17 protein-coding genes and 2 pseudogenes are annotated in these 22,735 nt (G+C 43.0%); 2 read left to right on the top strand and 17 right to left on the bottom strand.

Annotated features, from left to right (window positions below; all coding sequences use genetic code 11):
• Positions 1 to 2: 2 nt before the first annotated feature.
• The 13 genes and pseudogenes from DU53_RS00085 to hpt all read right to left on the bottom strand — a co-directional run bounded on the left by DU53_RS00085 (position 3) and on the right by hpt (position 17,596).
• Positions 3 to 746, bottom strand: coding sequence for a ZIP family metal transporter (locus DU53_RS00085; RefSeq protein WP_012744532.1), 744 nt, complete (start codon positions 744 to 746; stop codon positions 3 to 5).
• Complete coding sequence (locus tag DU53_RS12600) at positions 743 to 1,153, bottom strand: hypothetical protein (RefSeq protein WP_235599622.1); 411 nt, start codon at positions 1,151 to 1,153, stop codon at positions 743 to 745. Before DU53_RS12600 ends, DU53_RS00085 begins: the two co-directional genes overlap by 4 nt.
• Before the next feature lie 7 nt (positions 1,154 to 1,160).
• Positions 1,161 to 2,969, bottom strand: coding sequence for an exopolysaccharide transport family protein (locus DU53_RS00080; RefSeq protein ID WP_235599621.1), 1,809 nt, complete (start codon positions 2,967 to 2,969; stop codon positions 1,161 to 1,163).
• Positions 2,970 to 3,002: 33 nt separating this feature from the next.
• Complete coding sequence (locus DU53_RS00075) at positions 3,003 to 3,683, bottom strand: tyrosine-protein phosphatase (protein WP_235599632.1); 681 nt, start codon at positions 3,681 to 3,683, stop codon at positions 3,003 to 3,005.
• Positions 3,684 to 3,731: 48 nt separating this feature from the next.
• Positions 3,732 to 7,301, bottom strand: a complete 3,570-nt coding sequence (locus DU53_RS00070; protein WP_012744529.1) for an SLBB domain-containing protein — start codon at positions 7,299 to 7,301, stop codon at positions 3,732 to 3,734.
• 124 nt (positions 7,302 to 7,425) lie between these two features.
• Positions 7,426 to 10,192 (bottom strand): annotated as a pseudogene (ileS, locus tag DU53_RS00065) (isoleucine--tRNA ligase).
• A gap of 14 nt (positions 10,193 to 10,206) precedes the next feature.
• Positions 10,207 to 10,566: a response regulator gene (locus DU53_RS00060; RefSeq protein ID WP_012744527.1), complete on the bottom strand. Its 360-nt coding sequence runs from the start codon at positions 10,564 to 10,566 to the stop codon at positions 10,207 to 10,209.
• A complete protein-coding gene (locus DU53_RS00055; RefSeq protein ID WP_012744526.1) occupies positions 10,535 to 13,234 on the bottom strand; it encodes an ATP-binding protein in 2,700 nt (899 codons plus the stop codon). Before DU53_RS00055 ends, DU53_RS00060 begins: the two co-directional genes overlap by 32 nt.
• Before the next feature lie 7 nt (positions 13,235 to 13,241).
• Positions 13,242 to 13,718, bottom strand: a complete 477-nt coding sequence (locus DU53_RS00050; protein WP_063726840.1) for a Mut7-C RNAse domain-containing protein — start codon at positions 13,716 to 13,718, stop codon at positions 13,242 to 13,244.
• Entirely contained in the window at positions 13,715 to 14,278 is a 564-nt protein-coding gene (rsmD, locus tag DU53_RS00045) for a 16S rRNA (guanine(966)-N(2))-methyltransferase RsmD (RefSeq protein WP_012744524.1), read from the bottom strand. The genes DU53_RS00050 and rsmD overlap by 4 nt, the downstream gene beginning before the upstream one ends.
• Positions 14,278 to 16,641, bottom strand: a complete 2,364-nt coding sequence (recG, locus tag DU53_RS00040) for an ATP-dependent DNA helicase RecG (RefSeq protein ID WP_012744523.1) — start codon at positions 16,639 to 16,641, stop codon at positions 14,278 to 14,280. The genes rsmD and recG overlap by 1 nt, the downstream gene beginning before the upstream one ends.
• A gap of 111 nt (positions 16,642 to 16,752) precedes the next feature.
• Entirely contained in the window at positions 16,753 to 17,070 is a 318-nt protein-coding gene (locus DU53_RS00035) for a hypothetical protein (RefSeq protein WP_012744522.1), read from the bottom strand.
• Positions 17,048 to 17,596 carry a hypoxanthine phosphoribosyltransferase gene (hpt, locus tag DU53_RS00030; protein WP_012744521.1) on the bottom strand — a complete coding sequence of 183 codons (549 nt, stop codon included), beginning with the start codon at positions 17,594 to 17,596 and terminating at the stop codon, positions 17,048 to 17,050. Before hpt ends, DU53_RS00035 begins: the two co-directional genes overlap by 23 nt.
• A 230-nt stretch (positions 17,597 to 17,826) precedes the next feature.
• Here hpt and trmB point away from each other — a divergent pair, with 230 nt between their 5' ends.
• A complete protein-coding gene (gene trmB / locus DU53_RS00025) occupies positions 17,827 to 18,771 on the top strand; it encodes a tRNA (guanosine(46)-N7)-methyltransferase TrmB (RefSeq protein ID WP_012744520.1) in 945 nt (314 codons plus the stop codon).
• Complete coding sequence (locus DU53_RS00020; protein ID WP_012744519.1) at positions 18,768 to 19,742, top strand: NAD(P)H-dependent glycerol-3-phosphate dehydrogenase; 975 nt, start codon at positions 18,768 to 18,770, stop codon at positions 19,740 to 19,742. Before trmB ends, DU53_RS00020 begins: the two co-directional genes overlap by 4 nt.
• A 13-nt stretch (positions 19,743 to 19,755) precedes the next feature.
• Here DU53_RS00020 and dnaA read toward each other — a convergent pair whose 3' ends face one another.
• The 4 genes and pseudogenes from dnaA to DU53_RS13275 form a co-directional block, all read right to left on the bottom strand.
• Positions 19,756 to 21,099, bottom strand: a complete 1,344-nt coding sequence (gene dnaA / locus DU53_RS00015; protein ID WP_012744518.1) for a chromosomal replication initiator protein DnaA — start codon at positions 21,097 to 21,099, stop codon at positions 19,756 to 19,758.
• Positions 21,100 to 21,356: 257 nt separating this feature from the next.
• A complete protein-coding gene (locus DU53_RS00010; RefSeq protein ID WP_015869488.1) occupies positions 21,357 to 21,536 on the bottom strand; it encodes a ferredoxin in 180 nt (59 codons plus the stop codon).
• A 36-nt stretch (positions 21,537 to 21,572) separates the two neighbouring features.
• A complete protein-coding gene (locus DU53_RS00005) occupies positions 21,573 to 22,496 on the bottom strand; it encodes a D-2-hydroxyacid dehydrogenase (protein WP_015869487.1) in 924 nt (307 codons plus the stop codon).
• Positions 22,496 to 22,735 (bottom strand): annotated as a pseudogene (locus DU53_RS13275) (alanine--glyoxylate aminotransferase family protein); the annotation flags it as partial. The pseudogene DU53_RS13275 and the gene DU53_RS00005, both read right to left, overlap by 1 nt.

Below are 22,735 nucleotides of genomic sequence, written 5' to 3'. Positions count from 1 at the left end.
AATCAACCGAGCAAATTATCCAGAAGAGTCATTATGATAAACCCGATGAGAAGAGAATATGTTGAGATCCTTTGATATCCCCCACTGTGGGTTTCCGGGATTATCTCATCTCCGATCACATACAGCATCGCTCCACCGGCAAAAGCCATAGCATACGGCAACAGAGGTTGAGATATCGTTATAAGGAATGCACCAAGAGCGCCACCGATAATTTCGACGGCACCGGTTAGAAAGGTCACCCAGAAAGAGCGCCTGACACTGTACCCGGCGCCGATGAGGCTGCCGGCAACTGCGGCTCCTTCAGGAATATTTTGAATACCTATCGCCATTGCGATAGCGAATGCGTCCTTCGTAAAGCCTCCAACACCAACCGCCATGCCTTCTGGAAAGTTGTGCAGCGTTATTGCAATGACAAACAACCAGATCTTGGAGAGTTTTGATTTTGTCATTGGGCCTTCGTAACCTTTAATGAAGTGTTCGTGCGGTGAGAATTTATCCATTAAATCGACGAAGATTGCTCCAAGAATAAATCCAACAACAAAGCGAAACGGTCCTCCGATCTGTATCGAAGGAACAACAAGGCTGAAAGCTGTCGCGGCCAGCATTATGCCGGCGGCAAGTCCAAGCAACATATCGAGAGAACGCCTATCCACCCCCTTCTTCCAGAAAAGAAAGGGAATTGCACCTATCGAGGTAGCCATTCCAGCAATCAAACTATAAACAATTCCTTTGATTGCCGGGGTCATTCACCGGTCCTCCTGGATTTTTTTCGTCTGATTTTCTTTTTTGTTCCATCCTGAGTATAGTAATAATGGTAGTAGTAATAGTAATAAGAAGATGTCTTTTCATCAACACCGTTTACCAGGAGCCCGAGCACATTGATATTGACAGTGCGAAGATTCTGAACAGCGATTCTCAGACCATCCCTTGGAGTGGTCCCGGGTTTCACCACGAGCAGAACCCCATCAAACTTATTGCCAACCATAGAAACATCTGAAGTAACCATAGCGGGCGGCATATCAATAACAATTGTATCGTAGCGCTTTTTCAATTCTTCGAATATTTCTGTTAGTTTCTTCGAAGAAAGAATAACCGTTGGATTTGGCGGAATTGACCCTACCGGCAAAACGTCAAATACCCCTTCATAGTTCAAAATCGCTTCATTCAGTGTGATTTTTCCAAGAACTTACATCTACTATTCCCTTTGTCTTCCTTCCGTTCAATTTGAGGATCTTTTCAACTCTTGGACGCCTCATATCCAGATCTACCAGTATTACCTTTGTATCGTTGCTGGCCATTGAATACGCAAGATTAGCGGCGATAAAGCTTTTCCCTTCTGAAGGGCTTACCGAAGTGATAGCAAAGGATTTTTTATCACCCAGAATGAAAGAGATGTTGCTTGCGGCCATCTTTATGGCTTCGGATTCAGGCGAGATCGGTGAAGCTTTTACATGAAGCTCATCCTTCAAATCCTGAATCTGAGGAATACGGCCGAGAATCTGAACCCCTGAATAACGTTCGATTTCTTCTTCAGTCTTCAGGGTTTTGTCAGCATACTCCACCAAGAAAACAGCGAGCATTCCAAGGAAAATACCGAGAACACCGCCGATAGCCAGCGAAAGCTTCTTGTTGGGTTTGACCGGATAACGCGGTACCCTTGCGGGATCGATTATTGCGGCATTGCCAACTACCGCCGCTTCACTGATTCTCGCTTCTTCAAGCCTCTCCAGTAATAAGGTGTAAAGGTTTTCTTTAACAGCTATCTGCCTTTGTAGTTCTAGAAGTTGCTGCTCTATGGTTGGTAATTTTGACAGTTCCTTCTCATATTCTTTTCTCAATCTGTCAACTGCTTTTAGGCGAGCTTCAAGTATCTGAATAGTCGACTCTGCGCTTATTACACCTGTTAAAGCGGTCTCATACGCCGGGTTCAACGTTTGGGTCTCGCCGGTTCTTATGAATTCCTCGGTTTCCTTTTTGATAAGATTTTCTGTTTCCGCTATCTGGGTAAGCTTAGCTCTAACCCGCGGATCCGTTTCCGGATATTGCTGACGGAGAGCAGCTAGCTCCACCTGCAATTCAACGAGCTTACTCTTGAGCTGCTGAATAATTGGATTTCTACTAAGGGTTTCAGAGGTCTTGAGCCATTTGTCTCTGAAAGTTTTATCTTCAGAACTATCAAACTGCTTCAACAACTCTTCGTAAGACTTCTTCTGTGCTATTTTTTCTTCCATGCTAATCTGAAGATTGTTGTATTGCTGATCGTATGTGGTTATCATTTGCAGCAACCATCGGGCCTGTTCTTCAAGGACATATATACCTGTTTTTTCTTTGAATGCCTTTAATTCGTTTGTTGATTTCTTGAGATCTTCTTCCAGAACAGGAATCTGAGATTCTATAAACTGCTTCTTCATGGTTATATCCCGCTTCGAAAGCTCTGCAAGTTTTTCGTTGTAGACCTCTGCTAACGTGTTGGCTATATCTTTTGCAAGAACCGGATCTGGATGTTGAACAGCAACTTTAACAATTCGGGTATCCTTTACCGGGGAAACGGTAATCATCTCTGAAAGGGTGTACGTAAGCGATTGTACCAGGTCATCCTCGGTATATCCTTCTGAAAGAAGCCTTTCTTTGACTTCAGGTTCGTACATTTTATCTACTAAACCGAGCCGTCGGATAACCTCTTCAAAATTCGTCCTGCTTTTTATAAGCTCAACCTCTGTCGAAATATCTTTTGAGCTGTAGCTTCCCGTAACCTGATTCATGAATATATCGCTGACCGACGATTTTGAGGTGGGCTCGACCTTTATGTTAACGCTGGCTTCATAGATTGGTGTCGCCAGGACAAGGTAGATACCCGTTGCGACAACGACTCCAATTACAATAGCCATAAAGAACCAGAATCTCTTTTTGAACATCCTCAAAATATCTTCAAGGGTTAGTTCTCTGTATTCATTATCGAGCTCGTTCACAAAAGCACCCCCATAACACTGAATGATTATTTTTTATAATAATTCTCCATTTCTTAGATCTTTATATAGCTGAGTGGAAAAATCTATGAGCTGCCGGGAATCATTTCTTCTATGCTTATCGCTTCCTGTGAAATCTACAAAGGTTATCTCTAACAGATTCCTGATGTGTTTCGGAGTTTTTCCGGTTTTTGGTGAAAGAATATCCCAGTTAACCTGAAAAAGGACCCCTTGCTGGCGAAGTCTGTCAAAGAATTCCTTTTTCGGCTGCTTGCACCGAAACAACTGTGATAGCAAACCAGAACACTTGTAAAAGTATCCGTACCTTTCCACATGTGCCAGAATCAATACATAACCTTTTCGTTGGAGTCTGTCTATCTCCTCCCATAGGTAAAGTGGTGGAATGTCCGTGGGGAGTTCAATGAGTAAGAAATTTGTGTCCCCAAGCGGAATTAACTCCCTGTTGCTCACCCCGGGAACCAGATAGATTTCTGAACCCGGGAGAATTTCGACCTCATTTGATACTATTTCTTTGAATTGCGAAAAGGCTTTTTTTATTTTTGAGATATCCGTTGGTACCTTTGGCGAGTAAAGGTGCGGTGTCAGGTAAATTCTTTCAACACCGAGATCTTTCATTTCATTTATTAGCTCGAGAGCTTCTTCTACATCACGCGCCCCATCATCCACACCGGGCAAAAGGTGGCAGTGCATCTCCACGTTGACCAAATAGGACACTCCTATCATTTCGTTTAATTACAATTATTTCTATGGTGCTGCGATCAACTTTCCAGTATATATGATCGTAAGCAGAGAAGAAATCACTCCCATTACCTCTTTTATGTCAACCATGTACGAACTCGGAACGTATATCACGTCACCGGGCTCGACCTTTGGAACCTCCGGTATTTTCGGTACTTCATTGCTCTTTTTACTATCCACAGCATATTTGTCAAGATCTACGTACTGAACCTCCGGGTTCTCGGAGATGCCGTTTTTAAACAGCAACACCCTTGAAAGCTCGGCTGTATTTTTTGGCCCACCAGCGCTGAGAATCGCTTCCAGTACGTTCATATCCGGTGTGTATTCAATAACCCCGGGTCTTTCAACCTCACCGAAAACATAGACACGGAGATAGCTTAAAGGCACATAGATTATTGTACCTGCTTCGAGAACTCTACCCGAAACCTCTGAAAGTTTCTCCGGAGTCAAAAGGATTTTTTCTGATTCTCCATCGGTGATTAACCATATTTCAGCGCTTGAAGGGTTGTTTACTCCTCCAGCGTATGCCAGAACCTTTCCCAGGGTGATTTCGCCACCGATCAGTGAAATATCTATGAGCCCTGGCTTTTGTACATCTCCGATGATCCCGATATAGCGTTCAGCAAGTTTTGTGATAACGATGTCTGCTGATTCTTCCAGTGTAAATGAGCCCTGAGTAATAAGTTTAGAAACGTCGAAAGATTCTATTTTGCCGCTTCTGTAGATAATGTGAATTTCGTCGGCTTCATCTAGTGCTCCTCCAGCCCGTGATATAAGGGTCAAGAGTGTTGGAGGTTCGTTGCTGCTGTAGTCAAAACTTCCCGGACTTTTCACTGCGCCTATAACCGAAAATCGAAGAACATCGACAGGTTTTACGTAGACAATGGAACCATCTTCCAATTCCTTTGCGGATTCTACGAATTCATTGTAACTTACAGGTTTGCCATCTTTTGATAGAATGCGTATTTCCCGGACTTTGCTGAGATCCGGAATTCCACCAGCTCTGGCGATAATGTCTGCGGGTGTGGTGCGTTCATTTCTTGTGAAAACGTATGTTCCAGGATCTCTAACCGCTCCTATAATGGTTATTCTTTTAATTTTCTCAGGAACGACAATTATGCTGCCTGCTACAAGCTTGAGATCCTTTCCTTTTTCAGTTTCCTCTATGTCGAACTTTTTGATCTTTCCATCCGGTTCGATTATTTTCACAAAATTATCCGCGCTTTCCAGAAGCCCACCGGATTTGGCTATCGCTCTGGATAGTGTGAAGGGTTCAAACTTATCGAAATCCACCCTTCCGGGCTTCATAACCTTTCCTGAAATGTAAACGTATCTACCGCGATCTTCAGGAACGTAAATTGTTACTCCGCTCTCGAGGGGGACATCCTGATTCTCAATCAGTGAAAGCCAGATGTACGTCTGGTCATCGTGGGCTATTTTTATTTCCTGAGCTGCGGTTTCTTTGAGCCCTCCGGCTTTTGAAATCGCCAGAAGGAGCGTTGGGGTTTCCCAGGGATCAAATTCAACGACCCCGGGCCTGTTTACCTCTCCAAGAACATTAACTGTGACTGGCACGTATCTTGAAATGTAAACAGTGGCCCCTGACTTTAACTGTGGATCAGCTTCTGAACCATTGAGTATCTCTTTAAGGTTATAAATTCTGGATTCTCCATTGGGATAGGTAACACGAATATTCCTGGGATCACCGGTGTCCAAAACACCGCCTGCCATGGAGATAGCAGCGGAAAGGGTGTGGGTATCCCCGGGATTGATGGCAAAAACACCGGGACTGCGGACCTCTCCAAGGATATAAATCTTTACCCTTGTATCCGGGTAAATGATAACCGTTCCGGAAGAAAGCGGAACGTCTTTGTTGCGCAGGTCCGTTAGCTTAACCTCAGTTTTTTCACCGTCTCCAGTCAGTAAAATGAGTTTTTCTTCAGACTCGAAGTCCAACAGGTTGTATTTTGACAGTAAGCTGCGTAAACTCATCTTTTCTTCTCTGCTGAAATCAACCTTTCCACCAACAGAAGGGGAAATTAGGTACACGAAGCGTTCTGGAAGCTTTTCTACATAAACTATGCTTCCGGATTCGATCTCTGTCTGTGATTCAAGAGATTCGTTCAGGTCAAAAATTGTTTTCTTATTGTCCTTTATTAACTGGATTTCAGAAGCATTTTCGGTTAGCCCTCCGGCTTTGCTTATCACGGTATTCAAAGTAGCCTTTTCGTAGCTTTCTATAACTACCGGGCCTGGATGTTTTACCTCTCCTAAAACGTAGACGGTGTTGCGAATGAGGGGGAGAACCACGAGAGTTCCGGGCTTTAATGGATAATCTTTATTCTGAAGATCTTTCATGGATACCTTCAAACCCTTTTCGTCGCGTGGTTGTAGAATGGAGATCGTGATATCTCTATCGGGATAATAGATACCCGCTTTAACGAGAACGTTTCTCAGGGTCAGGTTTTCATAGATAGAAAAATCTACACGTTCGCTCATCTCCGGCGAAACTATATAGGTGTATTTTTCGTCGGACCGTGAGATAACAACCGTATCTCCTGGTTCCAGTTCTATGTCTTCCGAAGAGCCGGAAAGCAGTTTATCCAATTCGACCGAGAATTGGCGTTTCGTATCTTTTCCTATTATCAAAACCTTATCTCCGGCGAGTTGGGTGATTCCTCCTGTTTCACCGATCACCTCTAAAAGTGTGATTCCCTTTTTATAAGGGACCGTTCCCGGTATCCTAACCTCACCGAGAACCCTCACTGCTTTTCCTGAGGAATCTTCAATTATAACTGTGGCTCCAGGTTTCAATATGGGATCGGCTGATTTTCCGGAAAAGATCTTTGTGAGGTTGTATTCTTTTCTCTGCACAGAATTACCTATTCTGTTCAACACTGAGATGTTTTCTATGTCAGCTTTATCTGTTACCCCACCGACCTGTGCTATCACTTCCGTGAGCGTTATACCGTCATAGTACTTGATCACTCCGGGGTTTTTGAACTCTCCTACCGCTTTTATCCAGCTGGATATACCGCTTGGGATAAATAAGGAGTCTCCAGGATATAGAACAAAATCAGCGTTTTTTCCTTCTGAAAGTAGTTCAGATAGATCAATAGAAATCTTCTCGCCGTTTTTTTTGATAACAAAACTCTTTGAAAGATCAGCGGTTTCTTTAGGGCCTCCAACACTGGCTAGCAGCTCTGAAATGGTGACGGAACTTTGGGATAGTGAAACTCTTCCGGGACGATTTACCTCACCCAGAACATTGTAGTCGTAGGGGGCATATTTCACTATGGAAATGGTAACCTGTGGTTTAGTAATCAGGATATCTCTGAATCTACTGCTCAACACTTTTTCAACTTCCTCGAGGATTTTACCGGAAACCCGAACACTCCCGATAGGAGGAACAGAAATGAATCCATCCGGTCCAACAACAACCTCACTGGAGAGTTCTTCGTGGCCGTAAACGGTGATACTTAAAATATCACCCTCGCGAATAAGATATCCCCCAAAAACCAGGTTAAAACTCACCAATAACGCGACCAATAAAAAAAGACTTCCCTTTTTTAACATAAGGGTTCACCCCCAGCAAATATCTATTTCTTTAAAATTTGGCTCCTTTTTAACTATCGGTTCTGAGCGTGTTTTCAATTTTTATGGATGGGCGATTCTTCCAGGTACTATAACGTTATAAGCCTCAAAGTTCGTAATCAGAACCGTACTTTCTTAAAACAGCGACACAACGCGGACACATATCCGGAAGTTCCGGGTCAGCACCGGTTTCAATAGAATATTTCCAGCAACGCTGACACTTCTCTCCTTCAGCTCTGTCAACCTTTACTACAGCATATTCGCCATTGAATCCTTCCACAGACTCAGCAAATTCTACCTGAGATACTATGAATAGGTCGGCTATAAATTCTCTGCTGTATTGTCTAACTATCTCATCAATATCTTTGGACCGGATTTGAAGTGTTACTTTGGCGTCCAGGGAATTTCCGATTAGCTTCTCAGCCCTTGCAATTTCAAGAGCTTTCAACACATCTTCACGCAGATTTATGAGCTTTTCCCATCGTTCTTCGAGACTGCTATCGATATACTCCTCTTTATATTCTGGCCAGTTCTCCACCTGAATGGTTTTATAGTTTCGCGCCGCCTCAGGCAAATGAGCATAGACCTCTTCAGAGGTGAAGGTTAAGATCGGAGCCAGCATCTTGTTAAGGGCAACCAGAATCTCAAAAAGGACTGTTTGTGCGGAACGCCTTTCAGGTGAGGTTTTCCCCTCGACGTACAGCCTATCCTTTATTATGTCCAGGTAGAATGCACTCATATCCGTTATTATGAACTTCAATATACTCTGAAATACTTTGTAGAACTCGTATCGATCGTAGTACCTGGTTACATCCCTGATGAGTTTGTGCAGCTTCATTATCGCCCATTTATCGAGTTCGAGAAGCTCTTCGTAGGGTACGCTATCTTGAGGAGAATAATCACTCAGGTTACCCAGCAAGTATCTCAGGGTGTTCCTGATTCTTTTTATAGTTTTCGATCTGTTGCTGGATTATGTTCATAGAGATTCTTATGTCTTCCTGGTAATTGGAGCTAGCAACCCACAGTCTGAGTATTTCAGCACCATACTTGTTGTTTATTTCCTGCGGATCAACAGCATTACCCAGAGATTTAGACATTTTTCGGCCCTGTTCGTCGTTTATGAATCCATGAGTTATAACGCTTTTGAAAGGCGCGACTCCTTCGGTGCCGACTGACAGTAACAATGAAGACTGGAACCAGCCCCTGTGCTGGTCACTACCTTCTATATAAACGTCTGCCGGGAAGCGAAGCTCGTCCATGACCTTGACAACTGCTTCAAATGAAGAGCCGGAATCAACCCAGACATCGAGTATATCTTCCTGCTTTTTGAGGTTTTTGGAACCACATTTTGGACATGTGTATCCTTCCGGTAAGAGATCGCTTTCACTCCACTCAAACCAAACATCCGTTCCTTTTTCCTCTACAATACCGGCAAAATGATCGATAACTTTGCCATCAAGAATCGATTCACCACAATCTTGACAACGGAAAGCAGGAATGGGGATCCCCCAGGATCTCTGTCTGGATATACACCAATCCGGCCTGTCCTGAACCATAGCGGTTATTCTGTTTTGCCCCCAAGAGGGATGCCATTCAGTCTTTTCGATCTCTGAGAGCGCTTTCTGCCTTAAGTCATTTTTATCAACGTCTATGAACCACTGTTCGGTTGCCCTGAAGATGACCGGATTTTTACATCTCCAGCAGTGCGGGTAAGAATGTTCAATCTTTCCTTCACCGACAAGGTGGCCGGATTTTCTCAGATCTTCTACGATGATAGGATTTGCGTCAAATACAAAGAGTCCAGCATATTTTCCAGCCTCTTTGGTGAAAATCCCCTGATCATTCACAGGTGAGATAACGGGAAGTCTGTATCTCAAACCGGTGCCATAATCTTCTTCACCATGTCCTGGGGCAGTGTGTACACAACCTGTTCCAGCGTCGAGCGCAACATAGTCAGCCATTACAATTACTGAATCCCTATTCATGAAAGGATGCTGAGCTACTTCACCTTCAAACTCCGAACCTTTCTTTGTTGAGATAATCTCGTAGCTTTCGATACCCATTGCTTTCATAGCTTGTTCTAAAAGCCCTTCAGCAAGAATCCAGATTTCATCCTTTACTTTTACTTCGCAGTAATCGAAATTGGGATTCAATGCGATGGCCACATTAGCGGGAAGGGTCCACGGCGTCGTGGTCCAGATCACAAAGAATCTATTGGGTTTGTTCTTATCCTGGAACTTTACGTAAATCGAGTAAGATTTATGATCGTGATACTCGACCTCCGCTTCTGCAAGAGCGGTCTCACAGCTTGTACACCAGTAAATGGGCTTCAATGTGCGGTAAACGTTGCCGCTCTTCACAAGTTTTGAGAGAACCTTCAATACACTCGCCTCGTATTTTGGATCAAATGTTAAGTAAGGATTTTCCCAATCTCCCCGCACACCAAGGCGTTTGAACTGTTCACGCTGTATCTTGACATATTTTTCCGCGTATTTCCTGCACTTTTTTCTGATGGTGCTCTTGCTCAATTCTTTTGCTTTTTCCCCGAGTTCGGAAGCGACGCGGTGCTCAATGGGAAGGCCGTGGGTATCCCAGCCAGGAATGTAAGGGGCATTGTACCCTTGCATGGTTTTGTACTTTATGATGAAATCCTTTAAGATCTTATTTAAAGCGGTTCCGACATGAATGTTTCCATTAGCATAGGGCGGTCCATCGTGAAGAACAAAAAGTGGCGCACCTTCTCTGTTTTTTTGAACGTACTTGTAAAGATCCATTTCTTCCCATTTTTTCAGTTGTTCAGGTTCCTTCCTGACAAGATTGGCACGCATAGAAAAAGATGTTTTGGGAAGATTCAGAGTGTCCTTATAATCCATGATGCACCTCCGTATCAATCAAGCAATTTTTTTATCGTTTCTTTGAATTCACGCAAATCCGTGGATTTTACCACATAGGCGTCTGCAGCCCATGAGGCCATATCCTGTTTGTAATGTGTGTAGGCGGTGAGCAACACAATTTTAAGGTCAGGTTTTTTATTTCTAAGCATGCCTGCTAATTCAAGGCCGCTGATTCCTGGCATCTCGATGTCTATGGTAACGAGGGAAATATCCGGATGTTTCTCGAAAAGGTCCAGGGCTTCTTCTGCGGAAGCAGCGGTTATGACGTGAAATCCTTCTTCACCAAGCTCTTCAGTCAACAAAAAACGCATGTTCTCTTCATCATCTACGATCATTATTTTTTTCGTCTCCATTCGCATACCTCCTTGAGGGCAATGATACCACGAAGATAGTACCGTTAGAATCACTCTGAGCTGTTATGTTTCCACCATGTTCTTCGACTATTCGTTTACATATAGACAATCCAAGACCTGTTCCAAAGGTCTTCGTTGTGAAGAAAGGTTCAAAAACCCTTCTCAATATCTCCGGAGGAATTTCTTTGCCCTTATTCCACACAGAGATTCTCACATTTTCCTGAGCGAATTCGACTTCTATTTTTACAATACCATTATCTTCTGACGCCTCAATGGCGTTCTGTACTAGGTTTATTATAACCTGTTTCATTCTATTTTTGTTCCCAACAAATACGGTTTCTTCATCTCCTTCGACTATCAGGGAAATTCCTTTCTTTTTCGCTAAATCTTTGAAACCGTTCGCTATCTCCTGACATAGCTCAAGAGCATTTACAGATTCGATGTTCTCTTTCTTCTTAGCTCTCCTCGAGTAATCCAGGACATCGTTTACGATGGTTTCCAATCTTTCGAGTTCTCGATTGAGAATTTCGACGTACTGCTGGATCTTTTCTCTATCGCGTGTACGAGCGATCCTTCTGGTGAAACCACTTATAATCGTTATTGGATTTCTTATCTCATGAGCGACTTTCGCGGACATCTCTCCCAGCGCCGCCATTTTTTCTCTGAAACGTAATTCTTTCTCGAGATTGAATCTTTCGGTAACATCGTCAAGGGAAAGGATGATTCCGATTATCTCTTCACTTCTTTTGTTGACCAGCGGAGTTATTCGAATATCAAAAATCCTGTCGTTGAAATCTTCCAACCTATGATCGGAGAGGGTAACGGTTTCCCCAACCTTAAGAACCTCAGCGATAAGAGAATGAAGCTCAGACAATTGATCACACACGGTTTTCAAGGGAACGCCAAGGCATTTTTCCCTCGACAGGCCAAAGAGCTCTTCAGCTCTTCGATTCATTTCCGTTATCTTTCCGTCTCTATCGCAAACGATGATAGAAGATTCAAGGGACTGCAGGATATTAGAGACAAAATTCCGGTAGTAATCTGAAAGATTTCTTTCTCTTTCAAGGGAACGTGTCATTTCAAGCAGGCGTTCATAGTTATTACTCAGCTCCAGTGCAAGTCCACAGCTATCCGCCAAAAGACCAAGAATCTCGAGATCCGAAGATAGTATAGGCCTGCCACTCAAACTGTTATCCACGACAAGCATTCCCTGGACACTTTGTTCACCAGCGATGGGAATCAAAACAAAGTCGTCGCTGTCTATGATGGTTCTTAACTGAAAGAGTTCTTCGTAGCGATGTTTCCACATTTCAGGAGTAATATGCAATGCCTTGCGCCTCAGGACGACCCTTTCTAAAAGTAGATTCCCGCTATAGGATATACGTCTTGTATCTGAAAAGTTAGAAAAATAAGGGAGTTCGTAGTTAGATGCTTCGAGCAAATACTGAGAAAAATTTCCATAAATGCCGCTCAAAGGAATATCTCTGGAAAGTTCATATTCAATCTCACGGGTTATTGTATATCGGGGAATTATGAAAGGACTGGTTTGATCCTTTTCAAGAAAGATCGCTCTATCGAAATTAAGTCCAGCTGAACTGGTTATCCCGAGCAGAACTATCTTTATTATCCTGTCTTTTTTCAGGGGTCTCCGTATCGATTGTGCGATTTTGTGTACAGCGCTCATTTTTAGAAGCTGGTTCCTCTGAAGGTCTATCAGATCCTCGTTTATCTTTTTCAGTTTGTTGAGCTCTTCAACCTCTTTTTCAAGGGTTTCCATCAATCTAATCCGACTGATCGCGACGGTCAGTCTGTTAGAAATATCCTGCACCATTTCCAGGTCCTCTTCGTCAAGGTAGCGGTGAGGTCTAAATTCCGCTTCTTCACTTTCCCTGTCGGTGATGATAATAAGGCCTTCGATCTTATCTTCGACATCCAGCGGTACGAGAATGAAGGAACGTACCTCAAAATCCTCAGGGAAAATACTCAAATACTCACCGGCGGTTTTAGGTGATATAAAAACCTTTCCTTCACCGAGTTTCAAAAGCAGATCTTCGGAGAATTTAAAAGACCAGTTCTCAAACTCCTTCTCGCAAACATCGCAGGAAGCTGAATCTATAGCAAAGACTTCTCCGAATTTTCTGCAATAGAAGCCATATCTCGCTTTGACCATTTTTCTCGTGATACCAATAGTTTTGTGGAGTAATTCCGATTCGTTGTAAGTGGACTCAAAAACATCCGTTAGCTCTTTTACCAGTTCCAATCTCCTTGTGGCTTCGGCTCCGGAACTAACAGCAGACAAAAGAAATATCATATCTGTTATCTTCGAAACGGCTTCTAAAAAGGCATCGGTCAGCTGAAAGTTTGTATCCCATACAGCTACAGCACCTATCAATTCGTCCTTTATTAGAGGAACAAATATCCCTTCTTTAGATTCAAACCGATCGCCTTTCCGCAGTTTAACCTGTTTGGAGATGGCTTTCTTTGTATTCAAAAGTTCCTGAACCTCAGGAAAATCCATAACATAATAATCTCGACCGGGATTGAACTCCTTCAATCTTTTCTTGTATTTTTCGAAAACGAAGACGCTGAAATCGCTGGAACAGACTTCATCAAGTTTGCGGATTAGATTTTGCAATTTTGCAAGATACTCCCTCAACCGTGAGGACATATCTCCGTCAATCCTTTCGAGTTAGGTTTATAACGCTCTGAAGGCTTTTTATGATCTTTTCTAGATGTGTACCTTTCCAGTATATCCTTCCACAACCGGGACAGCGCATGAATTTGTCGTTAGTGTAGAGCACAAAATCCGGGACCAATCCGGAAACAGAAGCGGCATCCGCTTCTTCGAGCTCAGCATTACACTCCGAACACCGATAAAAGAGATGGAAATTGTCTTCTGTCAATCTGAATCTTTGAATTACTGACCGCAACTGTGAATTCCAGTGATTCGATTTCAAAAGATAGCTGTCGATTCCTGCTTTTAACGCCCTGGAATGTAAACTTCTATCCCTGGTAAGAAGAATACGTTCTTCTTCATGAAGGAGTTCCAGAATGTTTTTTTCTTCAATATTGTTGAAATAAAGGGTATCAAAACCCAGTAAACGCAGTTTCTTTGCCAGCTTTCCAAGCATCCGATCCGCGAAAAACTTCATTTTACCACCTTCAAAAAGCTGAGAAAAACGTTTCCGTATTCTCTTGTATCGTAAAGGCAAGAAGCATCGCCGGAATATTTTTTCACAAGCTCACGTTCTTTCTTAGAACTTTCGATGACAAGGCAGGCATTCTCTGAGAAGATACCTGCGTTTCTTTCGAGAACCTCCAAAAGTTCGGGAATATAATTCTCGCCAAATGGGGGATCAGCAAAAATGAAGTCGAAGCGTTCTCCGCTTTTTTCGAGTTTTGGTATTGCTCTTCTGAAGTCGGCGCAAAGAATTCTGAGTTTTTCCTGGCACCCAAGTTTTAGGGCATTTTTTTTGATGGTGTTACAGGATACACGCGAACTATCGATGCAAACAGCGTTCGTAGCGCTTCTGCTGAGCGCTTCAAATGCAATTATTCCACTACCAGAAAAAAGGTCCAGAACCCTCAGTCCTTCAACATCAATGATGTCGAAGAGCGCTTTTCTCGCAAATTGGGGAGTATATCTTGTTATCAGCCTGGGCGTTACTTCAACCTTTCTTCCTTTCCAGTTCCCTCCGGTTATTGTCAGCATCAGCCTACCTCGATGAGAGATATATTTTCACCAAATCGTTCCTTTATTTCTTCTATTATTCTATTATGTTTTTCAAGATTCGGATCCCTTTTCAGCAATTCCATGGCATCGTTACGCGCCATAATTAGGAGTTCACTGTCTTTAACAATATCAGCCACCAGAAAGTCCGGAAGGCCATGTTGTCTCGTCCCCATAAACTCCCCGGGGCCTCTGAGGCTCAGATCTATCTCAGCGAGCTTAAATCCGTTTTGTGTACCCGCAAATTTTCTCAACCTGTCGAGAGCTTCTCCGGAGATGTTGCTATTAAGAACGAGCATACAGTAAGATTTCAAAGAACTGCGACCAACCCTTCCTCTCAACTGATGGAGCTGCGCCAGTCCAAATCTTTCGGGATGTTCTATTACCATAACGGTGGCTGTAGGGATGTCTATCCCGACCTCAACAACAGAGGTCGACACGAGAATCATTGCCTCTTTGTTTTTGAAGCGGTGCATGATCCTGTTTTTCTCTTCATCGCTCATCCTGCCATGAAGCAGTTCAACCCCGATATCCGGGAACACTTCCTTTTGCAATCTCTCGGCCTCATCTGTCGCTGCTTTCAGATCCATTTGCTCGGATTCTTCTATTAAAGGATAGATAAAGAAGGCCTGATGACCGTGATTTACTTCATCGCGAATGAAGGCATAGAGTTCCGGTAAGCGTTTTTCGCTTATCAGCATCGTCCTGATGGGGGCTCTCCCTGGGGGCATTTCAGTAATGGTGGAGATATCGAGATCGCCATATGCGGTCAATGCCAGGGTTCGCGGGATTGGAGTTGCGGTCATAACGAGTGTGTCGACAAGTGCTCCTTTGTTCATGAGAGCTTCACGTTGCTTTACTCCAAACCTGTGTTGTTCATCAATTATAACGAGCCCCAGGTCTTTAAACTTCACATTCTCCTGGATCAGGGCGTGTGTTCCAACAACAACATCAACCTCTCCTATTGCTATTCGTTTCTTTATTTCTTCCTGCTGCGATTTTTTTTGAGAACCGACAAGCAGTTCGACTTTTATACCAAGCGGTTCTAAATCCTTCACCAATTTTTGATGCTGCTGGGTTGCAAGGACGGTAGTTGGAACCATCATCGCACTCTGGTAGCCTGCCTCAAAATTATCAATAATAGCCAGCTCAGCAACAACCGTTTTTCCTGAACCAACGTCGCCCTGAAGTAATCGATTCATAGGCGTGGGAGCTTTCATATCCTCCCTTATCTCTTCAAAGGCCCTCATCTGGTCGCCTGTAAGGACAAAGTTGAGACTGTCGATGAATCTTTCGGCAAGTTTTCCGGATATGCTCTTGCTGATTCCACCTTTCGTGGTTTTCAACTTTTCCCGGTTGTAAAGAACAGCAACCTCAAAAAGAAACAGCTCTTCATATGCCAGGCGCCTTCTGGATTCTTTCAACTCATATAGGCTCTTTGGAAAATGCACGGTGTACATGGCATGATGTCTTGGCAGCAGATTTCTCTCTTTGATAACTTCGGCAGGAATAAACTCTTTCAGCAAGCGTACGTTGGTGATATTTTTTCGCACGATTTTCCGCATTACCTTTTGGGAGATCCCGGCGGAAAGGCTGTAAAGCGGGAGAATCTCCCGGGGAACACGCCCGGTTATCTCCTCTATCTCAGGAGAATTCATTTCGTAGGGGCCAAAGGGTGTTTTTTTGGGGATGCCTGTAATGAGGTACTCCCTTTCTTTTATAAGTCTGTCCGTTATGTATTCCTGGTTGAACCACTTCAGAATGATCTGTCCAAATCCATCGGAAACAACAGCAGAAATAATCACGTATTCCTTTACCTTTTTAACGCTAAAGTTCTGAAGTTTCGCTCTGATAGTTACCTTGCGGTCAGCCACAATGGAAGACAGTGGAACGATTCTTCGACGGTCTTCATAATCTCTCGGTAACCACCAGAGCAGGTCCTTAACTGTTTCTATACCAAGCTTTTTCAGAATCTTCGCGCGCCTTTCTCCAACACCTTTTGCATATTTTATGTCAAAGTTCAGCGAAGAAACCTTCACGGGTATAGCGGAAGTGCTTTCATCAAAGGATGTTAGAAGAAATTTACCCCTGAGTTTGTTGATCATGGTGAAACCATTTTTTACACGAAGGTGTTGCCGTTCATTCGGAAGTGATGCCAGTGGAAGATAATAAGAGACAAACTTTCCGATGTAGTCTTTTAATCCCTCATTTGCAGATAACTCCTCTGGTTCAAGGAGTTCTGCTCCCCGCTTGATTTCCTGGATTAACTCAATTGTATCAACCTTTCCGCTTAAAAACTTTTCTAAAAGTTTCTCGCAACGATCCAGATAATCTTCTAACAGCATTGAGTATTCTCCCTGCAAATTTTTTTAAGGGTCATGGCGTGTTGTGATTTGACTTTCGAAGAGGATTTGTGGTTCAACTAATAATGCGGTTTACGGGTGAAATGGAATCTATCAGGGATATTCTCTCAATATTTCTACAGTATCATCCCATTGGATTTCCACCCACCATTCCCCATCTTTAAAGTATGATTTCAGTTCGTATTCATTGAGTGTAAGGTTAAGGGGTGTTTGATAGGTCTTTGAAAAATCAAGCAGCTCTTTAGCGGATTCCAGTGTAATCCTCTTAATCGCTATATCGACAAATCCCTGTCTCAGGCGAACTATTTCGCTGCCGATTCTAAGTATCCCTGCGGATACCACGGCCACAAGAGCAAAAATCAAAATAACCGTGATGAAAATCGTTGAATTACCCTTCTTCGTTTTCCTCATCGGGAATATAACCAACATATGGTAAATTTCGGTAAATTTCATTGTAATCGAGGCCATAACCTATAACGAAAACATCACCGATCTTTTCACCTACGAAATCGAGATTAACCCCATGTTTATGGACGGTTTTTTCAAACAAAGATACCAATTTTACGTCTTTGGGTTTCTGTTTCCAGATGTAGTTGATGATGTATCGCAAGGTATTGCCTGTATCTAGTATATCTTCTACAACCAGCACATAGCGATTTGTTAAAGATTCGTCCACCCAGGTTTTCACTCTGATCTTCCCGGTGGTATGCATGCCAGAATAGCTTGAAACATGGACAAAATTGTATCTTACTTTCAGGTCGAGCCTTTTCAACAGATCACTGTAAAAATGAACTGAGCCCTTTAAGACACAAATAGCCGTGATCTCATCAGTCAGGGGCTTGTAATAGTTGTTTATATCCTCAGCCACTTTCTTAACGATTCTATCGAGATCTTCCTCAGAGAAAAGGATTCTTATTCTGGAGGGGCTAAGCTCCATATTCTCACCTCCGGTTTTTATGTCTATTATTATATCACCAATGTACTTTATGGTCTCCAAGGCAGTGTAAAATGACTTTTATGGCTTCCTCTCACGAAGAATGGAGGGTAACTTCGTCTAAGGAACCGGGAGTGGTTAATTAAGCGAACAGCAACCGCGATTTTGTGATTTATGATATATTTGTTCTGCAATAGGCAGATAAACAAAGAGTTTTTCGGAGGTAATTTTATATGTGTCAGGATTTTACAAAGTTCTATGTTGAACCGCGTTTGATGAATCTTCCAATGGATCTTGATGCTCTTTTTACCAGATCTGCACCATTATTTCTAGAGGTGGGTTTTGGAAATGGAGAATTTCTGATAGAAAACGCGCTGAATAGACAGGGTCACAACTTCCTGGGTATAGAACTTTCTGTTATTTCAATGGTCAAAATAATGAAACGATTGTCAAGGGAAAACATCGAGAATGTGAAAGTGATGATGGTTGACGCCAAATTCGGAGTCAGGGAACTCTTTCCTGATGAAAGTGTCGATGGTTTATATATGAATTTCCCGTGCCCCTGGCCGCGTGAAAGGCATTCTGGTAAACGCCTGAACACGGTTGATTTTCTTCTCAGTGTGGCAGCGGTTCTTAAAAAAGGTGGTATGGTTCAGCTGTACACTGATTCCCTGGAATTTGCGGAGGTTTTTGCTGAAAATCTCGGTCAAACCTCATGTTTCATAAAGATAGAATTGATAAAGAATCCTCCGCAGGTAAATACCCGTTATGAACGAAAGTGGAAGCGTGAAGGACGAGAGATCTACAAGGTCACCGCTGAAAAGTTGAAAACACCCATGTTGAGACGAATAGCGGGAGGTGATGAAATGCCCCATACATGGATAAAGGAACTCAAACCAGAAAATTTAAAGAAAATTCTAAATTCTCCGATTAAGAAAGATATAGGTGTCTTCGTATATAAGAGTATGCTAAAAGATCTGGATGACGATCGTTATCTTGTAGAAACGATAGCAATCGATGGTGATTTTCAGCAGCATTTCTATGTAGAAATCCACAAACGAAACAAGGGCTGGTTGGTCAAATTGGACAGTCACGGACTTCCCTTCCGAACTCCGGCAGTGAAAAAGGCTGTTTATGAACTTGGAAAGATTCTTGAAAAGAGGAGGGGAGCACTATGAGAATAAGTGTAATAGGTGCTGGAAGCTGGGGAAGCACTATGGCAAAAGTACTTGCGGATAGCGGACATGACGTTATGCTATGGGTCAGGGAACCGGATCTGCTTGAACTTTTGAGAGAGGAAAGACGTTCTTATTTTGTGAAATCGCTGCACCTTCCAAGCAATGTGGCATTAACCGGCAAACTCAACGAAGCGTTAGAATACGCCGATGTAATCTTTAATGCTGTTCCGGTACAGTATATCTCAACTGTTTTTGGTGAACGGAATCTTGCAAATAAAAGTATCGTAAATCTCTCCAAGGGTCTCGAGATGAGTACTCACAGAAGACCATCTCAGATCTTTGAGTCTTTCGGAGCCAAAACAGTTTCAACTCTTTCCGGGCCGAGTTACGCTGAAGAAGTAGCGAGAGAAATACCGACGAGTGTTGTTGTAGCAGCGAAAGACATTGAATTTGCCCGTTTTGTGAGGGATCTGTATAATGTTAAGTATTTCAGGGTTTACAGCAACGATGATCTGATTGGCGTTGAGATCGCCGGTGGAATAAAGAATGTCATTGCGATAGCGGCCGGTATTATTGACGGTCTCGGAGGCTGGAACAACTCAAAAGCCGCGTTAATAACGCGAGCAACGGTCGAAATGGCCAGGCTGGGAGTAGCCCTGGGCGGAAAACCTGAAACCGTTGCAGGACTCGCCGGCGTTGGGGATCTTATTGTGACATGTACGGGAGTATACAGCCGAAACCGAAAAGTTGGCGAAGAACTAGCTAAAAAAAGAAAAATCGATGAAATACTCTCTTCAATGAAAATGGTAGCAGAAGGAGTTGCTACCTGCAGAGCGATCTACCATCTTTCCAGAAAACTAAACATCGAACTTCCGATAGTCGAACAGGTTTATGCTGTTCTTTACGAAGAAAAGGAACCGAAGAAAGCGATAGAAGAGCTGATGACGAGAAAGAAAAAGGATGAACGATGATGGAACTGTGTTTCTATCCTGCAGCCGAGCTTGTAGCCATCGTGTTTAAAATTTTGGCCAGCTTTTCCTTTACCACTGTGTTGCCTTTGATGACACTCATCTCAATTTTTTTGATGGAATGAATCACTGTTGAATGGCGCTTGCCTGTTATTTTAGAGATTTCTTTTATGCTCTTCCCATGATGGCGCTTTAGAATGTACATCAAAAGCTGCCTTGAGAGTACAATGTTTTGCTTTCTACTGGTTCCTTTAATCTCTTCGGGGCTTACTCCCATAACCGCTTCGATAGTACTCATGATAAGGTCTTCTTCTTTCATCCTTTTTATCGAAACGGTTGTTTTGTTAAAAGCAGCAAGTATCTGATTAGTCAAAGCAGCCCCGATCCTTTCTTTGTTTATGCTGCTCTGAACAATCAACTTTATGATGACGCCCCTCAGAATTCTAAGGTTTCCGTCCACACTATCCGCAAGAAGCTGCGCTACATCATCCGGCAAAGACACGGATTCCCTTTCGGCAAACTTCTTCGCAATCTTAAAACGGGTGTCTTTTTCTGGCGGGCAGATTTCCATTACCATTCCCATTTGGAACCGCGAAACAAGGCGGTCATGGAATCCGTTGAGTTCCTCAGGGTTTCTGTCAGAACATATCACTATTTGCTTTCCTGCGTCGTAGAGCTCATTGAAGGTGTGGAATAATTCTTTCTGAACGCCGTTTTTCCCGATAAGAAACTGGATGTCATCGATCAATAAAACATCGGCTTTTTTTCTGTAATGCTCCCTGAAGTCTCTTACAGAACCGTATTTTATGGAATCTATCATATCATTCATGAATTGCTCGCTGGTTATGTAAAGTACTCTCATTTCGGGATGGAGTTCCATGATCTTGTGAGCTATAGCCTGCAGGAGGTGTGTCTTTCCGAGTCCTACCATACCATAGACGAAAAAGGGATTGTATCTCCCCGGGTTCCTGGATATCTCCAGTGAAACCTCATACAGCACCCTGTTTTCAGGACCAACCACGAAATTTTCAAAGGTGTAGTTAGCGTTAAGATTAGATATTAAAAGGGGTTTCTTCTTAACCAGCGGTCCTTTGTAACTTTCATTGCTTTTGTTAAAGGCTTCAGGTTCTGTCGTTTCATAAACGATCTCATAATCAAGATTTTTTCCATAAGCTTCCTTAATGGCTTTCGAAATAACGCTTCCATACTTGGATTGAAGCCAATCTTTTATGAAAAGGTTACCGACGCTGAAAATGATCTTGTCGTCAGTTACCTTTTTTACCTGAAAGGTTGTGAACCAGTTGTCCCAGGTTTTCCTGGCAAGCCTTTTCTTAAGGATGCTTATTATTCGATTTGACACATTTACCTCCAGTGGAAAGAAAATATCGTCTGGAAGCGAAACAATACCCCAAACAATAAATGAAAATCGATCCAACGAGGCTGAGTAACCCCAGAACTAAAAAGAAAGAAAGTAAGTAAAAGACCCCTTCGAAGAAAGTCATAGATATGATACCAGATTTTCTCTGCAGATCAAATAGACAAATTTTGTGTGCCACTATAAAAAGGGGGAGGTTTAACCTCCCCCCACTAAATGTGCTGGTTACGATTTAAATACAATTATTCTACCTTTATAGCCTGAACCGGACAGGAATCGGCTGCGTCCTGAGCACAGCTGGCTTCGGTTTCAGGAACGATAACCTCAGCCTTGCCCTCGTCATTCATCTTAAAAACCTCTGGACAGAGACCTTCACAAACGCCACAACCGATGCAAGTGTCCTTGTCGACGTAAACTTTCACACTAACACCTCCTAAAGTGAAATGGTTGATAAGATTTTATTCTATTTCTTTTGCAACCTCAATGAGCTTTTTGGCCATTTCAATTCCAACGCGTTCCTGACCTTCATAGGTGCTTGCGCCAATATGAGGTGTGGCTACAACATTGGGTAATCCCAGCAACTTTCTGCGAAGCTCATCAACGGGCGGTTCAACCTCAAAGACATCGAGAGCCGCACCCGCTAACTTTCCTGCAATTAAAGCATCATAAAGAGCCTGTTCATCTAGTACTCCACCTCTGGCTGCATTGATTATAACAGCTCCATCTTTCATTTTTTCTATCTCCTTTTCTCCGAGGATGTGCAATGTTCGGGGAGTCAATGGAACATGAAGCGAGACAACATCAGCTTTTGCAAGAACATCGTCAACCGATTTGGTGAGTTCTACATCTAAGTCTGTGTTCTCAACGTAGGGATCAAAAGCAACAACATGCATTCCAAAAGCTAACGCTCTCTTTGCAACTTCCCTGCCAATCGCACCGAATCCTATGAGTCCAAGGGTTTTTCCGTAAATTTCATGCCCTTTAAGCTTCTTCTTTTCCCACTTACCTTCTTTCAAACCATTGGTTCCTCTGGGGATTTGCCTCATGAGAGCGATTAAAAGACCGATGGTAAGTTCAGCAGCTGAAATCGCATTTGCACCTGGTGTATTGTAAACCCTGATTCCAAGTTCTTTCGCAGTGGAAACGTCAACATTGTCAAGCCCTACGCCAGCTCTTCCTACTACTTTGAGTTTTGTTCCAGCTTTCAAAATATCTGCTGTGACCTTCGTGGCACTCCTGACAACGAGGAATTCGATATCTGGAATGATCTTCAGCAATTCTTCTTTGTCCAGGTGCTCCTGAGTTACTTCAAAAAGTCCAGATTCCTCTAACATATTCATTGCTTTTGGAGCCAGGGGATCATTAGCATGAAGCCTGAACATCAAACCCCCTCCTTCTCAAAGATCTCTTCTGCTGCTTTCACACCTGAGCCGTATTCTATGTTGTATCCGAGTTTTCTCAATACCATTTCAAGAGCGGAGACGGCAATAATCACATCGAATTTGCTCATGTAACCGAGATGAGCCACTCTGAATATCCTTACCCTTCATGTCTCCCTGACCACCTGCGATAGTAACTCCGTACTCATCTCTCATGATAGAAACGAGTTTCAAGCCATCAA

The sequence above is a fragment of the Kosmotoga sp. DU53 genome (assembly GCF_001639905.1).
Lineage (GTDB): Bacteria > Thermotogota > Thermotogae > Petrotogales > Kosmotogaceae > Kosmotoga > Kosmotoga olearia.
Note: the sequence above shows the minus strand (reverse complement) of the source record. Positions and strands in the feature narration are given on the sequence as shown.